Here is a 22,619-nt window from a genome sequence, read left to right as displayed (position 1 = left end):
CCCGGCGAGGTTGGTCAGCACGCCGGGCCGAGCCCAAGCCTTCCAAGGAGACCGGGCTTTTTTCAACGTACGTCGGGTGCGCGACGCGTTGCAAGCCCATCACGGATGGTGACGTATCGTCATCAGGACGCGTGCGGCTCGTCCGTGGAGGGCCCGAGCGAACCGTACGTTTCGGCCCGTCGCTTTCGCGCGGCGCGCGGATCCATCGCGTCGCGCAGCGCATCCGCGACGAGGTACGAGCCGCCCACGGTCACGAGCAGCAAGAAGACCGGCAAGACGAGGAGGCGCAGCGCCGCGGGGTTTCGCGCGCCCTGCGCGAGCGTCTCGCCCCAGGACGCCGCCGACGTCGGCGCGCCCATCTCGAGGAACGAGATCGCCGCTTCGAGGAGCACGACGGACGCCACGCCGAACACCGAGCTCACGGTGACGGGGCCAAGCGCGTTCGGGAGCACGTGGCGCAGGAAGATGCGCGCACGCGAGGCGCCGAGGGCACGCGCGGCGAGAGCGTAATCTTCCGAGGCGCCACGCAAGGTCTCGGCATGCACGAGGCGCGCGACCTCGGCCCAGCGTACGAAGGCCACCGCGAGGACGAGCGAGAGCGCGGAGGGTTCGTGCTCGATGGCGCGCACGAGCGCGACGACGAGGATGGCGGGGAAGGTGTCGACGGTCTCGACGAGGCGCACGAGGGCGTCACGCGAGGCGCCGCCGCGGATGCCCGAGAGGCCGCCGAGGAGGACGCCGAGGAGCGCGCTCACGAGGACGGCGGCGAGCGAGAGGCCGAGAGCCGTGCGCGCGCCGTAGACGAGGCGCGCGAAGAGGTCGCGGCCTTTTTCGTCGGTGCCGAGCGGGTGCACGCGGGACGAGGGTGCGAAGGGGCCCGCGGCGCTCGGCTCCTTGGGGCCGGATCGCACGAGGGGCCAGACGGCGAAGCTGTCCGCATACGACCGCGCGATCTCGTCCTCGGAGAGGCGCTCGTACCGCTCGGCGTGCACGATCGCCGGAAGGAGCTCGACGCCGCGCGGCCCGACGGCGAGGAGCGGCGCGGGCGCGGCGAGGATCTCGGCGAAGACGCCGATGAGCACGAGCAAGCCGAGCAGCGCGGCGCCGATGCCCGCGCGGCGGCTGTGGGCGACGCGCCGGAGCACGATCGCGCGGTGGCTCATGTGCGTGGCCTCTGGCGCAGGATGCTCTGCGCGAGCCGAGGATCGAGCGCGGTGTACACGAGGTCCGTCATGATGACCCCGAGCGTCGCGGTCGCGGCCGTGAAGATCGAGACGGCCATGAGCCAGCTCGTGTCGCGCGACTGCACGGCGACGATCGTGGCCGCGCCGAGGCCTTCGAGGCCGAAGACGCGCTCGACGACGAACGCGCCGCCGAGGGCCATCGGGGCTTCGAGCGTGGCGAGCGTGACGACCGGGAGGAGCGCGCCCGGGAGCGCGTGGACCATGAGCGCACGCGCGCGGCTCGCCCCCCGCGCGAGCGAGGCCCGCACGTGATCCTGCGCGAACGCCGACGCGAGCCCCGCGCGCGCTTGACGCGCCGGAGCGGCCACGAGGCCGAGCGCGAGCACGACCGTGGGCAAGATGAGCCCGTGCCCGTCGTATCCGCGAGCCGCGAGGATCGCGAAGAACGCCGTGGGGATCGCGTACAGCACGAGCACGATGGCCGCCGTGATGCCGTCGCGACGCCGCCCGCGCGACGCCGCCCCGACGAGACCGATCGGCAGGGCCGCCGCGTACGCGAGCGCGATCGAGCCGAAAACGAGCGTCAGCGTGACGGGCGCGCGTCGGAAGATGCCGTCGAGGACGGGCACGCCGTCGATGCCCACGCCGAGCCGCCGTGTGACGGCGCCGAGCGCCCACTTGCCGTAGCGTGTTTCCAGCACGATGGCCGCGATCCGCGAGGGGCCGTCGAGCGTGACGAAGTCGTTCTTGTAGACCATCCAGAACGAGCCCCACCGCTCGACGCAGGCGCGGGCCGTTTCGTGGTCGTCGCCGGGCGAGATGCGATCGTCGCGACCCGTGACGTACGCGGCGATGTCGACGAGGGCCCGCGCTCGCTCGAACGAGGCGGCGTCGGTCGGGTGCTCGAGCGCGCCGAGCACGTCCTCCAGCACGAACGTGTCGAGCTCGCGCAGCTCGGCCGCGCGCGAGGTGCTGCCGTAACGCGAGAGCCTGCGGACCGCGCTGCGCACGGAGGCGCGACGGAACTCGATGCCGCGGTCGTCCCAGAACCGCGTCCAGAACGCGACCGCGCGCGCCGGATCCGCGAGCCGTTCCGCCGAAAAGCCCATCCGCTCGCCCACGGGCGCGAGCGCGAGCGCGACCTCGGCGCGTGGCCCGGGCGCGAGCGAGTCGAGCGCGGGCAGCACATGCGGCAACGCCGCGCCGCCGAGCCGCGCGAGCTCCTCCTGCCCACGCGCTTTTTTCTCCGTGTCGCCGTCGACGATCGCGCGCATCGCCTCGGCCGACCGCGCGCGGACGTCACGCGTCCCGAGGTTCACGAAGCGCGGCAAGTCGAGGAACCGCTCGCGGCGCAGGCGCGCCCGCTCGGAGGGGGACACGGCGAGCGCCGGATCGTCCGTCGGATCGGGGACGTACGAGAGAAACAGGAACGTGACGACCGAGACGGCGATCAGCGTCGGAAGAATGAGCAGCAGCCTGCGGATCGCCAGCCTGAGCATCGTGACTACTTGAGGAGCGCCTCGACGAGATCGATCCGCATGCCGAACTTGTACGGCGAGGCCTTCACGACCTCCGTCTTCCGACCTGCGATCTTCTCCTCGCCCTCTTCGAGGTAGCCGCCCGAGTTCACCGCGATCACCTTGCCCTGGCCGCTCCAGACGGGGCTGCCGTTCGAGCCGCGTGTCGTCGCGGCGTCGTGCTGCACGAGCCAGGCGTCCTGGTATGCCGCGGGCCGGCCCGACGCGCCCGTGACGCGTCCGATGTGCGCAGCGAGGAAGGTCGCGGCAGGGTTCGTCGCGTCCATCAAGCGGCCGGGGAAGCCGATGAGGTAGACATCGTCGCCCGCGCCCATCGCCGAGAGCTCTTGCTTCGTCGCGATCTCCAGCACGACGGTCGAGCGACCGCGGATGGTCACGACACCGACGTCGGGCGTGATGCTCTCCTGATCGGTCGGGCGATAACCGGGATGCGTGCGCATCTCGATCACGTCGAAGCGCGCCTGCCCGCGCCCCTCGTTCTCCAGCGCGACCACCGAGCCCTTCGCCTTCGCCTCCTGGATGCAGTGCGCGCTCGTCGCGAGCATCGAGGGCCTCACGGCGAACGCCGTGCAGAAGCCCTCGCCCTTCGAGGCGAGCATGAAGATGCCCTTCTTCGATCGGTCGTAGAGGTTTCGACCGAAGCTCGCGTTCGACGGGTGCAGGTTGCCGAGCCGCCCCTCGATCTCCTTGCGGCGCGGATCCTCGGGCGGCATCTGCGCGAGCTCCTCGCGCAGGTGCTGGATCTCGTCCTGCGAGCGCGTGCTCCAGAAGATGAGCCCGCCGAGCGCGAGCAATGCGACGACGAGGAGCCCGCCGAGCGCGTACGCCGTCCTTCGCTGCGACGCCGTCGCCGCCGTGACCTTCTCCTCGACGATCGCGTTGAGCTCCGCCGTACGGCCGAACTTCTGGCGCCCGCTCGCAGCGGCGACGGCCTGCGAGATCATCATCGCGATCGTCCGTTGTCCGACGCGCGCGCCCGCGGGCGGCGCCGGCTGCACGGCCTGCGCGATCTGCACGCGCGGCGGCGCGGCGACGGGCGCCATCTCCGGCATCGGCATCGGCATCGGCGGCATCGGCGGCGGCGCGGCGGCGGGCACGAGCTCGATCCGGATCCGCGGCCCCTTCGCGCCGAAGCTCACCTCCGTCCCCGGCGCGAGCGGGTACCGCTGCTGGATCCGCTGCCCGTTCGCGTACGTTCCATTGCGGCTGCCGAGATCCAGGACGTACCAGGCGCCGCCCTCGCGACGCAGCTCCGCGTGATGGCCGCTCGCCTCGCGGTCGTGGTTCGCGTCGAAGACGACGTCGTTGTCGGGCGAGCGACCGAGTCGCACGACGTCGCGTTCGAAGAGTTGGAACGTCCCGGCCCTCTGCCCTGCGATGTGCACGATCCGGAGGTTCACGGCGTGGGCACCCCGCGGACGAGATCGATCCGCATGCCGATGCGGTATGGAGAGGCTTGCACGATCGTCGTCTTCTTCCCGTCGATGGAGATGTTTTCCTCGTCGTCCACGTGGGCCGCGTGGACGCCGATGACGTGTCCGTACTGGTTGAAGATGGGGCTGCCGCTGTTGCCGCCGCGCGTGACCGCGTCGTGCAGGATCACCGTGGCCTTGTCCCCCGACGTGGCCTGCTCGTCGAAGCCCATCATCCGGCCGAGGTGCCCGCTCAGGAACGTCAGTGACGGGCTCACCGGATCCATGACGCGCCCGGGGAAGCCGAGCACGTACACGTCGTCGCCAGGGCCGAGCGCGCGGAGCTCCGTGTCGCTCGCCAGCGTGACGGCCACGGGCAGCGTCCCCTTCACGCGGAGCAGCGCCACGTCGGGCGTGTCCGCGCGCTTCGAGTTGGCGTCGTAGGTCGGGTGCGCGCGCTGCGCGACGACCTCGAGCTCCACCTTCCCCGCCGACTCGTTCTGCACGACGACGGGCTTTCCGCCGCGGGCTCCGCACGACGTGACGCAGTGGGCGTTCGTCACGAGCTGGGTCTTGTTGATCGCGAACGCGCTGCAGCAGCCGCTGATGCGGCGGTTCTGCGTGTACGCGAGCACGTAGAGCGCGCCTTTGTTCTGCTCGTAGATCTCTCGTCCCGAGAGCACCTTCGTCGGCAACGTGCCCACGGGCGCGGCCGCTGGACGCGTGTCGAGCCCCGCCTCGGCCTTCAGGATCGCCGCCGCGCGCTGCGATCGGTACACGACGAAGGCTGCCACCACGAGCGCGACCAGCGTCACGGCCACGCCGATGGCGAGCAGCGCGTTCAGCCGCGCGCCTCGCCGCGTCGCCTCGGCGACCTTCGCCTCGATGATGCTCGCGCTCTTGTCGGGCCCGCTCGTGGCGCGCGTGACAGCGTTCTCGACGATGCGCTGCGCGGTCGCGACGTCCACACGACCGTCCGCGTCCATCGCCTCGCGCGGCACCTCGCTCGGCATCCCGCGAGTATATTTTTGGCGGGCGGGCTTCGCCAGCCGAACGCTAGGGCTTGAGCAGGTAGTACCCGGCGATCGTGATACACGCGAGCGCGCTCGCGATCATCATCACGATGAGCCACTGCGGCGCGCCGTCGGTCGGGATGTGAATCGGATCGTCCGAGCCGTGGGAACGCGGCCCGTACGAAGATGGACCCTCTCCGTCCTTCGAGGGATCTTCCCGCCGCTCCGAGTCGCTCTCCCGGCGGTGCCCCTCCGACGAGGACGACGAGGGCAGCGGCGTGAGCGGCACCGAGATCTTCGGCTGATCGAGCTCCTTGACACGGCGGCTCGGATCGGGGGCGTTGAGCGAGCTCGGCGGCAGGGGCTCGGGGAGCTGGTACTTGCGGTAGCGCAGCCCCGAAATGTCCTCTTCCGTCGGCTCGGGCAGCGCCTCGCCCTCGAACTTCGACACGACGACCGTGATGTTGTCGTGACCGCCTGCCTGGTTCGCCCGATCCGTCAGGGTCTTACAGACCTCGAGGGGATCATCGATCGTGCGCAGGACCTCGCGGATCTCCTCGTTGCGCACCATGCCCGAGAGGCCGTCGGAGCAGAGCAGCAGCGTGTCGCCGCGCTTGAGCTCGACGAACGTGAGGTCCACCTGCACGCTGTCCGAGGTGCCGAGCGCCTGCAGGATGATGTTGTTGTGCTCGAAGGTCTCGGCCTCCTCCTCGGTGAGCTGACCGGCCTCGATGAGCTGGTTGACGAGCGACTGATCGCGCGTGACCTGCACGAGCCGATCGCCACGCAGGATGTACGCGCGGCTGTCGCCGACCTGGCCGATGAAGAGGTGATCGTCGACGAGCGCCGACACGGTGGACGTCGTGCCCATGCCGCGCCGGGTGCGATCGAGCTTCGCTTCGCTGAAGATGCGCAGGCCCGCCGACTCGATCGAGTGCACGAGCCTGGCCGCGATCTCGTCGTGATCCTTCGGCGGCTCGCCCGAGATCATCTTCTGGAAGATGATGTCGACCGCGAGCTGACTCGCGACCTCGCCGGCGGCCGCTCCGCCCATGCCGTCGCAGACGCCGAGCAGCACGCCGCGCTCGCCGACGACCTGGTTGCGGTCGGTCTCCATCAGGCCGCGGCTCGCCTTCGTCAGGTCCGCGACGATGAAGTTGTCCTCGTTGTGCTCGCGTACCTGGCCCACGTCCGTGCGGCCGAACAAGCGCAGCTTGATCGGAGCGGACTTCTTCAGCTTGCGCTCGCCGGGTAGACCTTCGGCGCTGTCCGCGGGGCGGTTCGAGTCGGGCTGCGTCTCTCGGGAGGCTTGTTCGCTCATGGGCTCACTACGAGAGGTCCACCCGGAACAGGTGCTGGCCGATGCGTAGGTAGTCGCCGTTGTCGAGGGTCACGTCGGAACGGATCGCGACGTAGGTGCCGTTCGAAGAGTCCAGATCCGTGATCGTGAACTCGCCGCTCATCGAGCTCCTGCGAAGGACGGCGTGCCGCCTCGACAGGAACGGATCGGCCGTGAACACGATGTCTCCCACCTCTCGACCGATCACCGTTTCATCCCGGAACAGATGGTACACGTCGCGGGTCACCCCCTCGACCGTCCGCTGACAGAGCCGTGCGCGCCGTGGGGTCGAGGGAGACCCGAACAACAGGGTCCCATGCTGGGTTGCATGCCCGAGCCCTCGCTCCGCGTCGTTCACGGTTTCGAACTGTAACACTTCGAGGCCCAGGAGGAGCAAGTCGCCGTCTTTCAGGGCGTGCGGTTCCCGGATGCGCCGGTAGACCCCGTTCGTGGAATGAAGATTCCGGAGGATCCAGTGACCCCCCTGGGGCAGGAGGCGCGCATGCCGCGGGGAGACGTACAGATCGTCCGGCAGGAGGATGTCTCCCTCGGTCCGGCCCACGTCGACCTGGCGGTCCACGAGCGGAAACGACTTGCCTTCGCTGCCATCCTCCACGATCACGACGAGCCGGCCGGTCTGGACGCGACCACTCGGGGTCACCGAAGGCGCGACGGGCGCGGGCGCCACGAAGGTGGACGCGAGCCGCTCGTCCCTCCGGCCCGCGGTCACGGGCTCGGCGAACGAGGGCTCGGCCTCCGTACGGGCGGCCTTCTCCCCCTCGTCGAGCGGCGCGCCGCAGTACTTGCAGAAGCGCATGCCCTCGGCGGAATGACCGTGGCAGCGAGCACAACGGACGAGCCGCGGAGGCCCGGTCCGGGCCGTCGCGATGCCGACGACGGGCGCGCCGATGATCTTGTCGCCCGTATCGTCGGGCGTCGTGGCCGGCGCGCTCTCCGGGTTCGACGTGACGACCGCACGAGGAAGCGCAGGCCGGGCCGTGGGGGTCGACGCGATCGACGCGGGCGCGGGAGGCTGTGCGGGAGCAGCCGCGGGCAGCGGCGAAGACGGCGCAGGCGGCGCGGCCACGGGCGCGGAGATCGGCTCGGGCTCGGGCTGGGACTCCGGCGCGCGCCGCACGACGGCGGCGTCGCTCGCAGCGGTTGCGGCGGGACGCCCGAGCGACGCGCCGCACGTCACGCAGAAGCGATAGCCGGGCGGATTCGACGAGCGACAGCTCGGGCACGTCGTGATCGCGTCGGCACCAAACGAGACGGTGAACTGGAGGGCGGGCGCTTCGGGCCTGGAGCGCGGCGCCGAGGGCTTCGGGGACGAAGCCGAGCTGCCGCTCGTCGGACTGCCGCTCGTCGGGCTGCCAGACGTTGGGCTACCGGACGTCGGACTGCCGGACGTCGGGCTACCGGATGTCGGGTTCGCCGAGGGAGCGGGATTCGAGGCGATCGCGGGCGCGGAGTTCGGCGTGTCGTCCGTGCTTCGGACCTCGGCGACGGCAGCGCGCTCGACGCGCTCGATGCCGTGGGGCGGCGTGGGCGGGACGCCGCGCCCCTGGGTCCGGAGGCGCCTGCCGCAATCCAGGCAAAACGTCAGGTTGCCCTCGTTATCACGACCGCAGACGTCGCAGATCACAGCCGCGAGAGGACCGCGGAGGCGCTTTCGAGTCAAGAGCCCGAGCGCAAGCTCGACACGAAAACCGCGCCCCGCGGCCCGCTCCGAGCTACCTGCGCCCGATCTCGCTGCGGAGCTCGAACTGGAACTCGGCCCCCAGAAAGTGCGCCACACCCGTGGCGCGGACGGCCCCCGCCGTATCGGTCCATCCAGCGATGAGCATCGGTCGATAGACCAGACCGAAGCCGAGGATCGCTACCCGGGAAAGCTCGATTTCGACGCCGAGGCCCCCGAAGAGCAGCCCGCCGCCCGTCTCGACGCCCCACTCGTTCCCGTAGGCGAGCGCCCCGATCCCCCAGGAAGCGTAGGGCGCGGCGCGCGTCCCGAAGTCCGGCAGGTAGCGCATCTCGAAGCGGAGCTGCTGGAAGATCCCGAGCCGGTAGAGATTGCTCGAGTCCATCTTCGCGAACTGGTAAGCGCCGCCGATGTACCAGGGCCCGGCGGATCGATACCCGCCGCGGATCGCGAGCCCCCCGGCTCCGCCCAGGATACACGGCGCGGCCTTTCCACCTTGCGGCGCGCAGACCGCGCCCGCGTCGAGGTTCGTCTCGGCCACGATCGCCACGCCGTACTGGAAGTACTCGACGTGGAGCGGCGGTGGACGGACACCCCCGAGGACACGCAGAGGCTCGTTCGCGGGAGGCAGCGGGGCGCTCGGCTCACCACGCGCCGGACCGGAGGCGGCGAGCAGAGAGGCGCAGAGGAGCAGACCGAAGAGCCGTCGCGCGCTCACCGGCGCTCACGCTACGCGCGTGCGCGCGAGCCCGCAACCTGCCGCGCGCGCCGGAGCGCCCGGCGGGGGCGGCGCCTCTCGACTCCTCCCCTTTCCGCTCCGGGCGAGGCCGAGGAAGGCGTGGCCCGATGCGACGGACGGGGGGCGCCTGGTCACGATGGTCTCCGGGAGCTCTCGCCTTGACGCGGCGCGCGCCTGCGCCAACGTCTCGGAAACCTTTTCGCCGATCATCGGCGCGCTTGACGTCGCCATGGTTGGTCGCCTAAACGGAGCCACGCTCATGGAGATCCACCTCGACAAGCGTGCGGTTAAGCAGATCCGCCTCTCCGCTGCGGACGCGATCGACGAAGGCGATACAGAGGCCCTGCGCGAAGACGTCCTCGAGGCGTTCAGCGAGGAGCAGGTCGAAGAGATCGAGCGTCGGCTCGACAGCGGTGATTTCTTCGAATTCTTGACCGACGTCCTCGACGAGTGGAGTGGCGACGACGTCGACGAGCTCTTCGAGCTCCTCGAAACGCAGCTCGGCGAGATGGGCATCGATCTCAAGTACGAGCAGCGTGAAGAAGAGGACGAGGAGGAGGTCGATGACGACGAAGACCTCGACGACGACGACGACCTCGACGACGACGAGGACGAGGAGCTCGAGGAAGAGGACGACGAGGAGGACTGACGCCCGCCGTCAGTTGTCCCCGGGATCCGCTGGCTCCTCGTCCTTCTGTCCGCTCGCCTCTCGCTCGATGTAGCCCGCGCACGGCTTTTCGTTCGGCGCGGGCCTGATCTCGTCGCAGACGAGGTGCGCGCAGCGCGCGTACCGCGAGTCGGAAAAGTCCTTGCGCAAGCGTTCGGCGAGGTCGCAAGCCTCGCCGGCGTCGCCGTCCTCGCGCGCGAGCCGCGCCTCGGCCCAGAGCGCGTCGTCGCGTAGCGTGGACGTCAGATGATCGGCGTAGAGCTTGTGCAGCTCGCGGCGCGCGGCGCGATGATCGTGCAGCCGATCGCGGTAGAGCTCCGCGACGCGCATCTGCGCCGGTGAAAAACGCGGACGCTCGTAACTGCCCGTGAGGTGCGAGGACTCGCGCACCGCGAGCAGCGTGCGCAAATGATCGATCGCCGCCTCGTAGCGCCCGAGCTTCTCCTCGATCAGCGACGCATGCCAGAGCGCGTCGTCCGTCAGCGTCCCGAACGGGTACGGATGCGCGCGTGAGAGCGCGACGAGCGCATCGCGGGCCTCCGCGAGGCGCCCGAGCCGCTCGAGCGCGAACGCCGCTTCGTAGTCGACGTTCTCTTCGAGGTCCGTGTTGCGGAGGATCCGCGCCGGGCCTTTTGCCCATGCGAGCACCGCCTCGTCGCCGCCGCGCTCGCGCTCGTGCTCCACGAGCCGCTTCACCGCTCTCCGCGCGAGGCCGTTCTTCGTGTGCTTCGCCGTCGCGTCGAACAGCATCGCGTAGCCGCGCTCCGCGTCGCCGTGCTCGATCTCGAGATCGGCGAGCTCGAACGCGGCGCGGCCTGCGCGTGGCCCGTCGGGCGAGGTCTCCGCGAGCTTCTGCAGCGCGACCTTCGCCTCGGCGTGCGCGCCGCGCCGCTCGTGCATGCGCGCCACGAGGAAGAGGGCCTCGTCGCGATCCTTCACGCGCTCGGCGACACGCGCGGCCTCGTCGTAGCTCTTCGCGGCCTCCTCGTAGCGTCCTGCGTGATACGCCCTCTGCCCCGCGGCGAACGAGCGCTCGTATGCGTCGCCGAGGCTCGGCCCGCACCCCACGAGCCACCACGCGAGGACGAACCCGAAGCCACGCCGCGCGCTCACGTGGGCGTCGCCTTTCGCGTGACCACCTCGCGCGTCGCGTCGGCGAGCGCAGCGGCGGCCTCGGAGACACGCGCGGCCGGCAGATCGAGGTGCGTCACCACGCGCACGCGCCGCGCGCCCGATGCTCCGACGAGCACGCCACGCGCGCGCGCTGCCGCCACGAGCTCGTCGGCCGCCACGGGCAGATCGATCTGCACGATGTTCGTCTCCACCTCGCGCACGGACGCCCCGGACACCTCGCGGATCGCCGCGCCGATCACGCGCGCAGCGGCATGATCTTCCGCGAGCCGCGCGCGATGATGTTCGAGCGCGTGAAGCGCGCCCGCGGCGAGCACGCCGGCTTGCCGCATGCCGCCGCCGAGCATCTTCCGGAACCTACGCGCGCGTACGATCGTCTGCGCGTCGCCGCAGAGCGCCGATCCCACCGGCGCGCCGAGACCCTTTGAGAAGCAAACACTCACCGTGTCGAACGGTGCACAGAGCTCCGCGACCGAGAGCCCCGACGCCACCGACGCGTTCCACACACGCGCCCCGTCGAGGTGCATCGCGAGCCCGTGCGCCCGCGCGACCTCCGCGATCGAGAGCACGTCGCGCTGCGGAAACACCCGACCGCCCGCCCGGTTGTGCGTGTTCTCCAGCGCGACCACGCGCGGCCGCGGGTGGTAGTCGTACGGCGGCTTGATGACCTCTTTCAGCTCGTCCGGCCCGAACAGCCCGCCGCGCCCGGCGATCTCGAACTGCACACCGGACCAGGCCGCGCCCGCGCCCGACTCGTAGAATGCGCAGTGCGCGCCTTCGCCGATGATCACCTCGTCGCCGCGCTGCGTATGACAGAGCAGGGCAATCTGGTTGCTCATCGTGCCGCTCGGCACGAACAGCGCCGCCGCCTTGCCGGTGATCTCGGCGGTCACCTTCTCCAGGCGCGTGATCGTCGGGTCTTCCCCGTACACGTCATCGCCCACCTCGGCCCGGGCCATGGCCTCCCGCATCGCGGCCGTGGGCCGCGTCACGGTATCCGAGCGCAGATCGATCATGCCCCTACTTCACCTGGAAAAGCGCGCTTGGCAACGCCTTGTTCGCGGGCGGGGCGCGGGACGGGCGGGCGGGGCGCTGCGCAGCGCGTGCTAGCAGAAGAAGCACTTGTCGCGCTGGGGCGGCTCCGGGTCGAAACGCACGCGGCCGCAGGTGTCGCAAACGCACAGGTTTTGCGCGTAAAACTCCCGCCGGCCGAGGATGTCCGAAACGAACAGGCTCGTCACGATATCGCTCAGGATGTCGTGGCTGCGCGGACGCGGCACCCACTGCATCGATTCGCCCACGACGACCCGACGGACCCGACCGGCGAAGATCGCGGCCGACAGAAAGCGGTCGTCGACCGGCGACTGGAGCAGCCCGCGCAGCTGCCCGACCACGCGCGCGCGTGTGCGCACGAGGATCGCGGCCGTCTCGTCCGTCGGCGGGATCTCGGGCAGGAACGAGCTGCAGTGCTTGTCGGCGGGCAGGGCGCCGAAGAGCGGCTCCTGGATGCGCCAGGGACGGGCCATGTAACCCGTGTGCACGAGGTTCCGGTCGATCCACGAGCGCAGCTCTTCCCGGCACATCCGCCGGGAGGCGACGCCCTCGAGCAACGTCAGCGCCGCGGCGAGCGCGTCGCTCGGCGGCGGCAGGGGCTCGGGGAGGACCGCGCGACGGATGCCGCTGCCCCGGTTCGACGAGACGGGCGCCGCGTCGCTTGTTCCTTCGCTCTTCGTGGCAAGAACGTTCCTGCTGGGCGAGGACCGCGTCGACATGCTCGGGATTCGGAGCAATCGCCGGACCAGACGCCTGGACTCCGCCATGTACGCCTGACGAGCAACCTGGACGGAGGACGAAGACCCTGGACGGTCGGGAGGCGAGAGCGGGCGAGCAGCTCTTTCCATGTGACCGACGCCGATTGCATTTCCGTATCGCGCAGGTCGGATCGGTGTGCGGCGCGGACACGGTAGAGCCAGTGCGCAGTCGCAGTTTCCCGTCGCGGAAAGAGCCTCCGTCGGTCCGACTCCATTCTTTTCAGATTCTGCCGGCTGCCCCTGATTCGTATTCGAAACCGCAGAGAGTCAACGCGCCCCCGGTGTCGACCTTATGGCGCAGCGATGACCCGGAAATCGGGAGCTCCGGGGATCGTGAGCAAAATCACTGCCACCCAAATTCGCACACGGCTCGCGGACATCGAGGCATGCAACCGCCGCGTCCCGCTGCGCGTATGCGAGGGACTCCGACCTCCTTTCGCCATGGACGTGCTCCGCTTTGCGAGCGAATTTCGCACGGGGGACGCCCAGGCTCGACGTTCTGGTCGGAACGGAGAGAGTGCTTTACATGACCAAACATGGCCTTGTTTTCCTGGGTGCGTTGCTGGCTTCCATCTCCCTCATCGCGGCCACGGGTTGCGGCGATGAGAACAGCGGCGGCTCCGGCGGTACGGGCGGCTCCGGTGCGGCCGGCGGTACGGGCGGCGCGGGCGGTACGGGCGGCGCGGGCGGCGCGGGCGGCGGCGCGAACGCGGTCGACTGCGACAAGTATTGCACGGACATCGCGACGAACTGCGCGGGCGAATACCAGCAGTATGCCGACAAGGCGAGCTGCATGGGCAGCTGCACGGGCCTCCCGGCCGACGGCAAGGACGGCGACGCCGCCGGCAACACGATGCAGTGTCGCATTTATCACACGAGCGCGGCGACGGGTGATCCGGCGACGCACTGCCAGCACGGCGGCCCGAGCGGCGGCGCGATGTGCGGCTCGCTTTGCCAGGCCTTCTGCTCGCTCGCGGTGAAGACCTGCCCGACCGAGTGGCCGCAGGAGGGCGAATGCATGACGTCGTGCATGGCGTGGACGGCCGCGGGCATGCCGTACAACGCGGTGAACTTCACGGGCGGCAATACGACCGAGTGCCGCCTCTATCACCTCTCGGTGGCGGCGACCGACGCGGATGCGGCGGATGAGCATTGCAAGCACACGATCGCGATGTCCGAGACCTGCAAGTGAGCAAGTGAGATAGAAGGCCCTCGCCCCCGGGCGAGCGCGGCGCGTGGCGCGTTTCCTCCGAGAAAGCCACCACCCGACGCCCGCCCGGTTGCGCTATTCTCCCGCAATGCCTCTCCTTTTCCGTCGACTCGCGCCGCTCGCCTTGCTCTCGTTCCTCGCCGTCCTCGGCCCCGCGTGCACCGCGGAGCTCGAAGAAGGCTGTCTCGGCGGGCAATGTGTCCCGCCTGGCAGCCCTCCGATCCCTCCCCTCCCGACGAGCGACGGGGGCGGCGGCGCGGGCGGCGGCGGGGGCGGCGACGCCGGCCCGACCTGCGAGGACACGCCGGCCACCGGCGATTTCCCCTGCGACGTCTTCACCGTCCTCCAGACGCACTGCCACGGCTGCCACCAATCGCCGCCACTCAACAACGCGCCTTACTCGCTGCTCACGTACGAGGACACCCGCCTGCCCCATGGCATGACCACCAAGCCCCGCTTCGTGCGTATGGCCGAGGTCGTCGAGAGCGGCTTCATGCCCCTCATGGCCACGCTCCCCGAGGCGGACAAACAGATCCTGCTCGACTGGCTGTCCACCTGCGGCCTGCCCGCCGAAGGAATGGGCTGCGAATGACGGTCGTCGCCGTCCGTCCGCTCTGCTCTGCTTGACGCGGCCCGCGTGTTCATGACGCGGCGAGCCGATGCATTTCCACGGCTTCTGTCCGGGCCTCCTCGTGCCACAATCCGCCGCATGCAAGCGCCCGCGGCACCGGAGATGGCCACGACCCCGCGCACCGTCACGCTCACGATCGACGGAAAGAGCGTCACCGTCCCCGAGGGCACCACCATCTGGGAAGCGGCGAAGGCCCTCGGCATCGACATCCCGGTCCTCTGCCACGACGAGCGCCTCCGCCCCGTCGGCGTCTGTCGCCTTTGCGTCGTCGACGTCGGCGGCCGGACGCTCGCGGCCTCGTGCGTGCGGCCTTGCGAGCCGAACATGAAGGTCGCCACGGCGTCACCACGCGTCGAGCGCCAGCGCAAGGTCCTCGTCGAGCTGCTCATGAGCGACCAGCCCGAGGTTTGCCCCAAGGAGAGCACCACCGGGGGAAACGAGCTTTACGCGCTCGCCCGCCGCTACGGCGTTGATGGCAGCCGCCTGCCCCACGGAAAGGGCCGCGGCGAGGACGGCTCGTCGAAGGTCATCTCCGTCCACCACGACGCCTGCATCCTCTGCGATCGGTGCGTCCGCGGCTGCGACGAGATCCAGCACAACGACGTCATCGGCCGGACGGGCAAGGGCTATGGCGCGCGGATCGGCTTCGACCTCGATCGCCCGATGGGCGAGAGCACGTGCGTCTCGTGCGGCGAATGCATGGCCGTTTGTCCCACGGGCGCGCTCGTCAACAAGCCCGTGAGCGCGCCGCTCGCGCCGCGCGTGCATTTGAAGCAGGTCGACAGCGTTTGTCCCTATTGCGGCGTCGGCTGCGCGCTCACGTACAACGTCGACGAGGAGGCGAATCGCATCGTGTACGTCGACGGCCGCGACGGCGAGGCGAACCACGAGCGGCTCTGCGTGAAGGGCCGATACGGCTACGATTACGCCATGCACCCGCAGCGGCTCCAGAAGCCGCTCGTCCGCGTGCGATATCCGAAAGGCTCGCTCTCCGACGCGCCCGAAGAGGCGCGCGGCGGGCGCCGGAAAGGGCACCTCGTGCGATACGAGGACGTCCTGCCCGCATTCCGCGAGGCGAGCTGGGACGAAGCGCTCGACCTCGTGGCGACCCGCCTGCGCGAGGCGCGGGATACCCACGGCCCCGCGGCGATGGCCGGCTTCGGCTCGGCGAAATGCTCGATCGAGGAGGCGTACGTCTTCCAGAAGCTCGTGCGCGCCGTCTTCGGCACGAACAACGTCGACCATTGCACGCGGCTCTGCCATGCGTCGAGCGTGGCCGCGCTGCTCGAGACGATCGGCTCGGGCGCCGTCACGAACACGTTCGCCGGCATCGCCGAGGCCGACGTCGCGCTGCTCGCGGGCACGAACACCACGGCGAACCACCCGGTCGCCTCGTCCTTCTTCAAGCAGGCCGCGGCGCGCGGCACGAAGCTCATCGTCGTCGACCCGCGCCGCCCCGATGTCGCGCAATACGCCTGGCGTTACGCCCGCATTCGCAACGGCACCGACGTCGCATTCTACAATGGCATCCTCCACGTCCTCCTCGCCGAGGGCCTGTACCGCGCCGATTACGTCGAAAACCACACGACCGGCTTCGAGGCCCTGAAGGAAACCGTGGCGCGTTACAGCCCCGAGGTCGCGAGCGAGATCTGCGGCGTCGCGCCGGATCTCATCCGCGAGATCGCGCGGGCGTACGGCTCTGCAAAGGCGGCGATCACGTTCTGGGGCATGGGCATCTCCCAGCACACGCACGGCACGGACAACGCGCGTTGCCTCATCTCGCTTTGCCTCGTCACGGGCAACGTCGGCCGGCCCGGAACGGGCCTGCACCCCTTGCGCGGGCAAAACAACGTCCAGGGCGCGAGCGACGCCGGCCTCATCCCGATGATGTACCCCGATTATCAGCGCGTCGCCGACCCGGCCATCCGCGCCAAATTCGAGAGCGCCTGGGGCGTCCCGCTCGACCCGAAGCCGGGCCTCACGGTCACCGAAATCACGACCGCCGCGCTCGAAGGCAAGCTCAAGGCCCTCTATTGCATGGGCGAAAACCCGTTCCTCTCGGATCCCAACGTCAACAAGGTCAAAAAAGCCCTCGCGAAGCTCGATTTCCTCGTCGTGCAGGACATCTTCCTCACCGAGACGGCCGAGTTCGCCGACGTGATCCTCCCGGCCACGAGTTACCTCGAAAAACTCGGGACCTACACGAACACCGATCGCCGCGTCCAGATCGGCCGCCCCGCCCTGAAACCGCCGGGCGAGGCGCGGCTCGACTGGCAGATCGTCTGCGAGATCTCGAACCGCATGGGTTATCCCATGCCGTACACGAAGGTCTCCGACATCTTCGACGAGTTCACCTCGCTCACGGACGCCTACCAGAACCTCGATTACGACATCCTCGGCAAGGCCGGCCGCCTCTGGCCCGCGCCGGATCGTTCGGCCAAGGACGGCGTCCAGATCCTCTTCGACGACGGCTTCCCGACCCCCGACGGCCGCGGAAAGCTCGTGCCCTGCGAATACACGCCAGCCCGCGAGACGCCCGACGCCGAGTATCCGTTCGTCCTCAACACGGGCCGCCTGCTCGAACACTGGCACACGGGCACCATGACCCGGCGCTCCTACGCGCTCGACGCCATCGCCCCCGAGGCCTTCGTCGAGGTGCACCCCGAGGACCTCGCCCGCCTCGGCGTTCGTCCAGGCGAGCGCGTCCGCGTCACCTCGCGCCGCGGCTCGATCGAGCTCGTCGCGCGATCGAGCACGAAGGTCGGCGTCGGCAGCGTCTTCATCGCGTTCCATTTCCGCGAGGCCGCCGCCAACGTGCTCACGATCGACGCAATCGATCCCTTCGGAAAGATCCCCGAATTCAAGTTCTGCGCGGTCCGCCTCTCGCGCCCCTCCGGCGACACGGCGGAGGCCTTGCCACCTGCCTGAGCGTTGGTCTCATCTGGGAGGCGCTTCGCCGGGGCGCTGCCCCGGACCCCGCGGGGGCTGTCCGCCCCTCGACCCGGACCAGGCACGGCCTGGACCGAGGGTGGAAGAACTGCGCTCCGCGCAGTTCTTCCAACGGGCCCGTTGGAAGACCAGGGACGGCGTTGCCGGCTGAGAGGTCCGCGCGGCAGTTTTGGTTGGCAGGGTCGTAGCTGCTCTTGCCTCGGCCTGTTCGATGAACTGCGCATCGCGCAGTTCATCGACCTCGGGTCCAGCGCTTGCGCTGGTCCGGGTCCAGGGGCGGATAGCCCCTGGTGGGGCCTGGGGCAACGCCCCAGCGAAGCGCCTCCCAGATGAGACCCCATGAGCTGACGCGTCAGCGGTCCCGTTGCCGTCACCCGCGCGCGATTGACGCGTCAGCCGCCCTCCACGGCCAAACCCGCTCGGGCTTTTACCCGCTATTTCCGCTTCCCGAGCGTTGGCCCGGTTCCTGCCAATGCTGCCTCCGACAACTGGAGGCACACGATGAATCCTGCGCATACCTTGGGCAAAGCGATGATGACGACGGGCCGATGGACGGCTGCGGGGCTCTGTTTGGCCTGCCTCGCGCCTGTGATGCTGGGTTGCGCGCCTGTGGACGAGATGGTCGTCGAGGAGTGGGAGGAGGTCGAGGTGGGCGGCGGCTCCGACGTGGTGGACGAAGAGGAGAACGTCGCCGAGGCGACGGAGGCGCTCAGCTCGCTGGGGTTCTCGACGTTCGTCGCAGGAACGGGACAAGACTGGCGCACCAAGCCGGCGGTGGACCCGGCGGGGAACGTGTACGTGGCGGGTTCCGATAGCCAGGATATCTTCGTAGCCAAATACAGCGCCAGCGGCGTGCCCTTGTGGACGGTGACCTTCGGCGGCGAGGGCTGGGAGGATGTCCGGGATGTCGCGGTGGACAAAGCGGGATGCGTGTACGTGCTCGCGAAGACCGATTCGTACGGCCCGACGCAGACGATCCTCGTCGCGAAGCTCAATGCCGCGGGCAATGCGCTCGCCTACTACAGCCGGTTCGGCGGTAGCGGTGATGACCAGCCGAACGGAATCGCCGTGGATTCCGCGGGAAATGCTTACGTGACGGGCGAGACGCGTTCGGTCGATTTCCCCGTGACGCCAGGGGCAATGCAGCAAGCACACCACGGGGACTCGGATGCATTCGTCACGAAGCTGAATGCGGCGGGCTCGAGCCTCGTGTACTCGACGTACCTCGGAGGGAGCGGCTACGACGCCGCCATGGACATCGCCGTCGATGCGGCCGGTTATGCCTACGTCGTCGGGAGCACGACCCCTCTACCGAACGTCGCCGGCCTCCCCTTCCCGACGACGCCCGGCGCATATCAGAGGAACCCCGGTGACCCCTGGTGGGGTTATGATGTTTTCGTCACCGAGCTCGTCCCGAACGGGTCGGCGCCTTATTATTCGACCCTGATCGGAGGCAGCTACGGCGACTCCGGGGTCGGGATCGCGGTGGACAGCGCTTACAATGCATACGTGGTTGGAACGTCGTGGTCCACCAACTTCCCCACGACGCCGGGCGCGTTCCGCAGCGCCAAGAGCGGACTTTCCCATCAACTAGACGTATTCGTGACGAAGGTCAACGAGCCTGGCAGCGCCCTTTTGTACTCCACCTGGGTGGGGAGCGGCGAGAGCGGGTACGACTTCCCCAGCATCGCCGTGAGCAGCAGCGGAAAGGCGTACGTCACGGGGGTGGCGGAATCGACCAGCTTCCCAGTGACGGCGAATGCGCTTCAGACGTCTCACCACGGCTCCTTCGACGGATTCTTGATGGAGCTGAATCCTTCGGGATCGGCGGCGGCGTACGCGACGTATCTGGGCGGGAGCGGCATCGATTATTCGTTCGGCATCGCCGTCGATGGTCATGGAAACGCCTTCGTGGCTGGTCGCACGACCTCCACGGATTTCCCCGTCCATAACGCCGCGCAGCCGAGCTACTCCGGCTACGGGTACGGCTTTCTCACGAAGTTCCTGGGCCCCTGACGCTCGAGCAGACGAGCCTACGCCGCGGAGGCGCGCCCGGGGGGCCGGGCGGGACCACAGACCTCCGCGAGGAGCCGATCCAGCGTTTTGAGATCCAGCGGCTTCGCGAGATGCCGATCGAAGCCAGCCGCCCGCGAGCGCTTCCGATCCTCGGGCGAGGCGTACCCCGTGAGCGCGATGAGGATCCTGTCCCGGTGCGCAGAATCCGACCGGAGCGCCCGCGCGACCTCGTAGCCATTCATCTCGGGCAAACCGAGATCACACAGGATCACCTCGGGATCGAAGAGCCGCGCCTTCTCGATCCCCTCGGAGCCGGAGTGGGCGACCTCCACCTGCACGTCGCGCTGCCCGAGCGCGAGCGCCTCGGCCAGGCTCGCGGCCGCGTCGTGGTTGTCCTCGATGACCAGGATGCGGCTGCAGCGGTGCGGTTCGCGGCACACGCTCGCCGCGCCGTTCGAGGCCACGGGCTCCCGCACGGGCAGCTCGATCGTGAACGTGGCGCCCCGCCCCGGTCCGTCGCTCTCGGCGCGCACGGCACCGCCGTGCAGCTCCACCAGGCCCTTGACCAGCGAGAGGCCGAGGCCGAGCCCCCCGCGGCTCCGCGTGATCGTCCGGTCGGCCTGCGTGAACGCATCGAACAACCTCGGCAACATCTCCGCCGCGATGCCGGCGCCGTTGTCGCTCACGCAAATGGACGCCCGCGCCGGCTCCGCGCGCGAGACCGTGACGTGCACCCGCCCCCCGCGATCCGTGAATTTGGCCGCATTGTGCAGCAAATTGCCGACGACCTGCGCGAGCCGCGTCCCGTCGCCGTCCACCCAGACGGGCCGGACCGGTACTTCCACGCCGAGCGTCACCCCGCCCTGTTCGAAGACCGAGCGGTGATCCTCGGCGGCGCGATAGACGAGCTCGCAGAGCTCGATCGGCCCGTGCTGGAGGAGGATTTTGCCGCGCGAGATACGCGTCACGTCGAGCAGATCGTCGATGAGCCGCGTCATGTGGACGATCTGCCGCTCGATCACGCGCTCGGCGCGCTTCGCCTGCTCGCTCCCCGGCGCTGCGCGGCCGAGCACGTAGAGGCTGTTGCGGACCGGAGCCAATGGGTTTCTGAGTTCGTGGGAAAGCATGGCCAGAAACTCGTCTTTGCGACGATCGGCCTCCCGCAGCGCCTCGGCGAGAACGCGATGGCGCTCCTCGCTCTCGTGGAGCGCCGCGAGTGACGCCCGAGCCGTCGCGGCGGCCCGCTCGGCCTCCAGCCTGGAGCGCTCGGCGAGCAAACGCTCGGCCTGCGCGCGTTGCCGCAACCTGCGCTCCGAGCCCATGACGAGAATCACGACCACGCCGGTCACGAAAAACACGACGAGCCTGGATACGTACGTAGATACGGAATCCGAATGGGCGTCCCCGGACGTCGTCACGGACCAGAGAAATCCGAAGCCGACCGCGGAGACGACGAGCGAAACGAGGCTCGGAAGAAACCCCACGACGAGCGCGAGCAGCGCGATGATCCCGATCGGCCCGAAGAGGAACAGGCCGCCGAGCGGCCGGATCAGCATTGCGGCAATCGAGACCGAGGCCACGGCTGCGGAGATCGCGAGCAACCACGGCCAGATCACGGCGAACGTGGAGCGCGCGGGAGGCGCTTCGGGGGTGATGATTTCCTGCATTGGGTGAATGGATGACGAACGGGGGTGCTGCAACGTAACATACGAGCGAGGCCACGCCAGGCGAGGACGTCCCTGTCATGCCCTGAAAAAACATGAATGGACGAGCCCGCTCGCGACGGCTGATATCGCTCGCTTCGTGCGCGGCGACAAAAAAGCGAGAGGCCCCGATCGTTCGATCGGAGCCCCTCGGTCGCAGCGGCTCATAAGCCGAGTTCTGTCTCGCCCCGGGGTCACCCCCGGAGCGTCGGCGATCATTCCTCTAGGGCACGCATTGCTACGTGCCTCCAGCAGCCAACCCGGAGGCATCGGACGGGCCGTCCTCTCGGGACCTCTCGATCCCATCGCCTCCCTACACGGCCTTGCACCGGGTGGGGTTTGCCTAGCCACCTCCGTTACCGGAGGTGCGGTGGGCTCTTACCCCACCGTTTCACCCTTACCGACTGGACGAGCACCACGAGGGCACCTTCGAGCCGGCGGTTTCTCTCTGTTGCACTCTCCTCGAGGTCACCCTCACCGGGCGTTACCCGGCACCCTGCCCTGCGGAGCTCGGACTTTCCTCCCGCGGAAACCCGCCGGCGATCACCTGCTCCGCTGCGACACGGCGAAGATAACGCCCCCCGATCCGGAAGTCGAGATGTCGTCGTTCTAGCTGCCCTGCGGCCCACCGCCGTTCGGCTCGTCGGCCTTCTTCCTGCCCCGCCGTTTGTACAGCGCCGAGAGCTCGAACGCCGTCGCAATCGCGGGCTCGCCGAGCTCCCGCGCCGCCGCCTCGGCCGCCTCGCGCGCCGTCCGCGCGAGGCTCACGATGATCCCGTCGATGAGATCCAGCGTCTCGGTCTCGACAGGGGTCCCCTTCGGCTCGGCCTTGGCCTTGGCCGCGACACGGAGCGCCGTCGCCTTCGCTTCGAGATCGAGGGCCGCTTGCGCGCCGCCGCGCTTCTGAGCGGCCTTTGCGCTGGCCCTCGCGCGGGCGGGCCGAACGGACCTCGCGGTGCGGTCGGCGCGGGGCGCGGTGGCCGGCAAGGAGGTTTCCGCGCGCGCTCTCTTCGGATCGATCCTGCGGGAACAGGGCAGGGCGCTCGCGGCGCGTGGCCAGCGTGAGCTCGCGATCGCGGCGCTCGTCGAGGCCAAGGAGCACCCCGGGGCGGCAGCGAAGGAGGGCGCGCGGGGGCCGCTGAAGGGGCGGGGCGGTCAGGCGAAGTCGATGGGTGGACCGTGAACGCGGTGCCGAGAGGTCGAAGGCATGCTCGCCGTGCTTGTCGGCAACGACTGGGGTCTTCGTCGGCATGCTCGCCGGGCTTGTCGGCAACGGCTCGGGTCTTCGTCGGCATGCTCGCCGGGCTTGTCGACAACGGCTCGGGTCTTCGTCGACGTGCTCGCCGGGCTTGTCGACAACGGCTCGGGTCTTCGTCGGCATGCTCGCCGGGCTTGTCGGCAACGGCTGGGCTCTTCGTCGGCATGCTCGCCGGGCTTGTCGGCAACGGCTGGGCTCTTCGTCGGCATGCTCGCCGGGCTTGTCGGCAACGGCTGGAGTCTTCGTCGACGTGCTCGCCGGGCTTGTCGGCAACGGCTGGGGTCTTCGTCGGCATGCTCGCCGGGCTTGTCGGCAACGG

18 protein-coding genes and 1 other RNA gene are annotated in these 22,619 nt (G+C 69.4%); 6 read left to right on the top strand and 13 right to left on the bottom strand.

Annotation, left to right across the window (positions count from 1 at the left end; translation table 11 throughout):
* Positions 1 to 122: 122 nt before the first annotated feature.
* The 7 genes from QHF83_RS46775 to QHF83_RS46745 are packed head-to-tail and all read right to left on the bottom strand — an operon-like array spanning position 123 to position 8,903.
* Positions 123 to 1,163, bottom strand: coding sequence for an ABC transporter permease (locus QHF83_RS46775; protein WP_282424639.1), 1,041 nt, complete (start codon positions 1,161 to 1,163; stop codon positions 123 to 125).
* Positions 1,160 to 2,683, bottom strand: coding sequence for an ABC transporter permease (locus QHF83_RS46770; RefSeq protein WP_282424638.1), 1,524 nt, complete (start codon positions 2,681 to 2,683; stop codon positions 1,160 to 1,162). Before QHF83_RS46770 ends, QHF83_RS46775 begins: the two co-directional genes overlap by 4 nt.
* 5 nt (positions 2,684 to 2,688) lie before the next feature.
* Entirely contained in the window at positions 2,689 to 4,122 is a 1,434-nt protein-coding gene (locus QHF83_RS46765; RefSeq protein ID WP_282424637.1) for an FHA domain-containing protein, read from the bottom strand.
* Positions 4,119 to 5,147 carry a serine protease gene (locus tag QHF83_RS46760; RefSeq protein WP_282424636.1) on the bottom strand — a complete coding sequence of 343 codons (1,029 nt, stop codon included), beginning with the start codon at positions 5,145 to 5,147 and terminating at the stop codon, positions 4,119 to 4,121. The genes QHF83_RS46765 and QHF83_RS46760 overlap by 4 nt, the downstream gene beginning before the upstream one ends.
* Positions 5,148 to 5,190: 43 nt before the next feature.
* Positions 5,191 to 6,468 carry a Stp1/IreP family PP2C-type Ser/Thr phosphatase gene (locus tag QHF83_RS46755; protein WP_282424635.1) on the bottom strand — a complete coding sequence of 426 codons (1,278 nt, stop codon included), beginning with the start codon at positions 6,466 to 6,468 and terminating at the stop codon, positions 5,191 to 5,193.
* 7 nt (positions 6,469 to 6,475) lie between these two features.
* On the bottom strand, positions 6,476 to 8,167 hold the full coding sequence (locus tag QHF83_RS46750; protein WP_282424634.1) for an FHA domain-containing protein: 1,692 nt from the start codon (positions 8,165 to 8,167) through the stop codon (positions 6,476 to 6,478).
* A 52-nt stretch (positions 8,168 to 8,219) separates the two neighbouring features.
* Positions 8,220 to 8,903 carry a hypothetical protein gene (locus QHF83_RS46745; protein WP_282424633.1) on the bottom strand — a complete coding sequence of 228 codons (684 nt, stop codon included), beginning with the start codon at positions 8,901 to 8,903 and terminating at the stop codon, positions 8,220 to 8,222.
* Between the two features lie 280 nt (positions 8,904 to 9,183).
* On the opposite strand from QHF83_RS46745, the gene QHF83_RS46740 reads away from it, so the two are divergent.
* The gene (locus QHF83_RS46740; RefSeq protein ID WP_282424632.1) at positions 9,184 to 9,573 is read left to right on the top strand and encodes a hypothetical protein; all 390 of its coding nucleotides are present in this window, start codon (positions 9,184 to 9,186) and stop codon (positions 9,571 to 9,573) included.
* Between the two features lie 9 nt (positions 9,574 to 9,582).
* Here the strand turns inward: QHF83_RS46740 and QHF83_RS46735 are convergent, their stop codons facing one another.
* From QHF83_RS46735 to QHF83_RS46725, 3 genes are all read right to left on the bottom strand, one after another.
* Positions 9,583 to 10,704, bottom strand: coding sequence for a tetratricopeptide repeat protein (locus tag QHF83_RS46735; RefSeq protein WP_282424631.1), 1,122 nt, complete (start codon positions 10,702 to 10,704; stop codon positions 9,583 to 9,585).
* Positions 10,701 to 11,738 carry a low-specificity L-threonine aldolase gene (gene ltaE / locus QHF83_RS46730; RefSeq protein ID WP_282424630.1) on the bottom strand — a complete coding sequence of 346 codons (1,038 nt, stop codon included), beginning with the start codon at positions 11,736 to 11,738 and terminating at the stop codon, positions 10,701 to 10,703. Before ltaE ends, QHF83_RS46735 begins: the two co-directional genes overlap by 4 nt.
* A gap of 90 nt (positions 11,739 to 11,828) precedes the next feature.
* Positions 11,829 to 12,494 carry a hypothetical protein gene (locus QHF83_RS46725; protein ID WP_282424629.1) on the bottom strand — a complete coding sequence of 222 codons (666 nt, stop codon included), beginning with the start codon at positions 12,492 to 12,494 and terminating at the stop codon, positions 11,829 to 11,831.
* A 565-nt stretch (positions 12,495 to 13,059) separates the two neighbouring features.
* On the opposite strand from QHF83_RS46725, the gene QHF83_RS46720 reads away from it, so the two are divergent.
* The 4 genes from QHF83_RS46720 (at position 13,060) to QHF83_RS46705 (ending at position 19,339) form a co-directional block, all read left to right on the top strand.
* Positions 13,060 to 13,725: a hypothetical protein gene (locus tag QHF83_RS46720; RefSeq protein ID WP_282424628.1), complete on the top strand. Its 666-nt coding sequence runs from the start codon at positions 13,060 to 13,062 to the stop codon at positions 13,723 to 13,725.
* 106 nt (positions 13,726 to 13,831) lie between these two features.
* Entirely contained in the window at positions 13,832 to 14,335 is a 504-nt protein-coding gene (locus tag QHF83_RS46715) for a hypothetical protein (protein ID WP_282424627.1), read from the top strand.
* Positions 14,336 to 14,452: 117 nt separating this feature from the next.
* Entirely contained in the window at positions 14,453 to 17,302 is a 2,850-nt protein-coding gene (gene fdhF / locus QHF83_RS46710) for a formate dehydrogenase subunit alpha (RefSeq protein ID WP_282424626.1), read from the top strand.
* Positions 17,303 to 17,824: 522 nt separating this feature from the next.
* Positions 17,825 to 19,339, top strand: a complete 1,515-nt coding sequence (locus QHF83_RS46705; protein WP_282424625.1) for an SBBP repeat-containing protein — start codon at positions 17,825 to 17,827, stop codon at positions 19,337 to 19,339.
* Between the two features lie 17 nt (positions 19,340 to 19,356).
* On the opposite strand, the gene QHF83_RS46700 is transcribed toward QHF83_RS46705, so the two are convergent.
* The 3 genes from QHF83_RS46700 to QHF83_RS46690 form a co-directional block, all read right to left on the bottom strand.
* Positions 19,357 to 21,006 (bottom strand): hybrid sensor histidine kinase/response regulator, encoded by a 1,650-nt coding sequence (locus tag QHF83_RS46700; RefSeq protein WP_282424624.1) that lies wholly within the window; start codon positions 21,004 to 21,006, stop codon positions 19,357 to 19,359.
* Positions 21,007 to 21,194: 188 nt separating this feature from the next.
* Positions 21,195 to 21,601, bottom strand: an RNA gene (rnpB, locus tag QHF83_RS46695) — RNase P RNA component class A.
* Positions 21,602 to 21,651: 50 nt separating this feature from the next.
* A complete protein-coding gene (locus tag QHF83_RS46690; protein WP_282424623.1) occupies positions 21,652 to 22,029 on the bottom strand; it encodes a hypothetical protein in 378 nt (125 codons plus the stop codon).
* Between QHF83_RS46690 and QHF83_RS46685 the strand changes: the two genes are divergently transcribed.
* A complete protein-coding gene (locus QHF83_RS46685) occupies positions 22,019 to 22,225 on the top strand; it encodes a hypothetical protein (protein ID WP_282424622.1) in 207 nt (68 codons plus the stop codon). The genes QHF83_RS46690 and QHF83_RS46685 overlap by 11 nt on opposite strands.
* The last annotated feature ends 394 nt before the right edge of the window (positions 22,226 to 22,619 follow it).

It is taken from the genome of Polyangium sp. 15x6 (assembly GCF_029960785.1).
Classification (GTDB): Bacteria; Myxococcota_A; Polyangia; order Polyangiales; family Polyangiaceae; genus Polyangium.
This window is presented reverse-complemented; position numbering and strand designations above follow the sequence as displayed.

Excerpts from the sequence above, each read along its gene's own strand:
- QHF83_RS46705 (WP_282424625.1), top strand. The coding sequence starts at position 17,825 with ATGAATCCTGCGCATACCTTGGGCAAAGCGATGATGACGACGGGCCGA.
- ltaE (WP_282424630.1), bottom strand. The coding sequence starts at position 11,738 with ATGATCGATCTGCGCTCGGATACCGTGACGCGGCCCACGGCCGCGATG.
- QHF83_RS46740 (WP_282424632.1), top strand. The coding sequence starts at position 9,184 with ATGGAGATCCACCTCGACAAGCGTGCGGTTAAGCAGATCCGCCTCTCC.
- QHF83_RS46715 (WP_282424627.1), top strand. The coding sequence starts at position 13,832 with ATGCCTCTCCTTTTCCGTCGACTCGCGCCGCTCGCCTTGCTCTCGTTC.
- QHF83_RS46720 (WP_282424628.1), top strand. The coding sequence starts at position 13,060 with ATGACCAAACATGGCCTTGTTTTCCTGGGTGCGTTGCTGGCTTCCATC.
- QHF83_RS46770 (WP_282424638.1), bottom strand. The coding sequence starts at position 2,683 with ATGCTCAGGCTGGCGATCCGCAGGCTGCTGCTCATTCTTCCGACGCTG.
- QHF83_RS46700 (WP_282424624.1), bottom strand. The coding sequence starts at position 21,006 with ATGCAGGAAATCATCACCCCCGAAGCGCCTCCCGCGCGCTCCACGTTC.
- QHF83_RS46725 (WP_282424629.1), bottom strand. The coding sequence starts at position 12,494 with ATGTCGACGCGGTCCTCGCCCAGCAGGAACGTTCTTGCCACGAAGAGC.
- fdhF (WP_282424626.1), top strand. The coding sequence starts at position 14,453 with ATGCAAGCGCCCGCGGCACCGGAGATGGCCACGACCCCGCGCACCGTC.
- QHF83_RS46775 (WP_282424639.1), bottom strand. The coding sequence starts at position 1,163 with ATGAGCCACCGCGCGATCGTGCTCCGGCGCGTCGCCCACAGCCGCCGC.
- QHF83_RS46755 (WP_282424635.1), bottom strand. The coding sequence starts at position 6,468 with ATGAGCGAACAAGCCTCCCGAGAGACGCAGCCCGACTCGAACCGCCCC.
- QHF83_RS46760 (WP_282424636.1), bottom strand. The coding sequence starts at position 5,147 with ATGCCGAGCGAGGTGCCGCGCGAGGCGATGGACGCGGACGGTCGTGTG.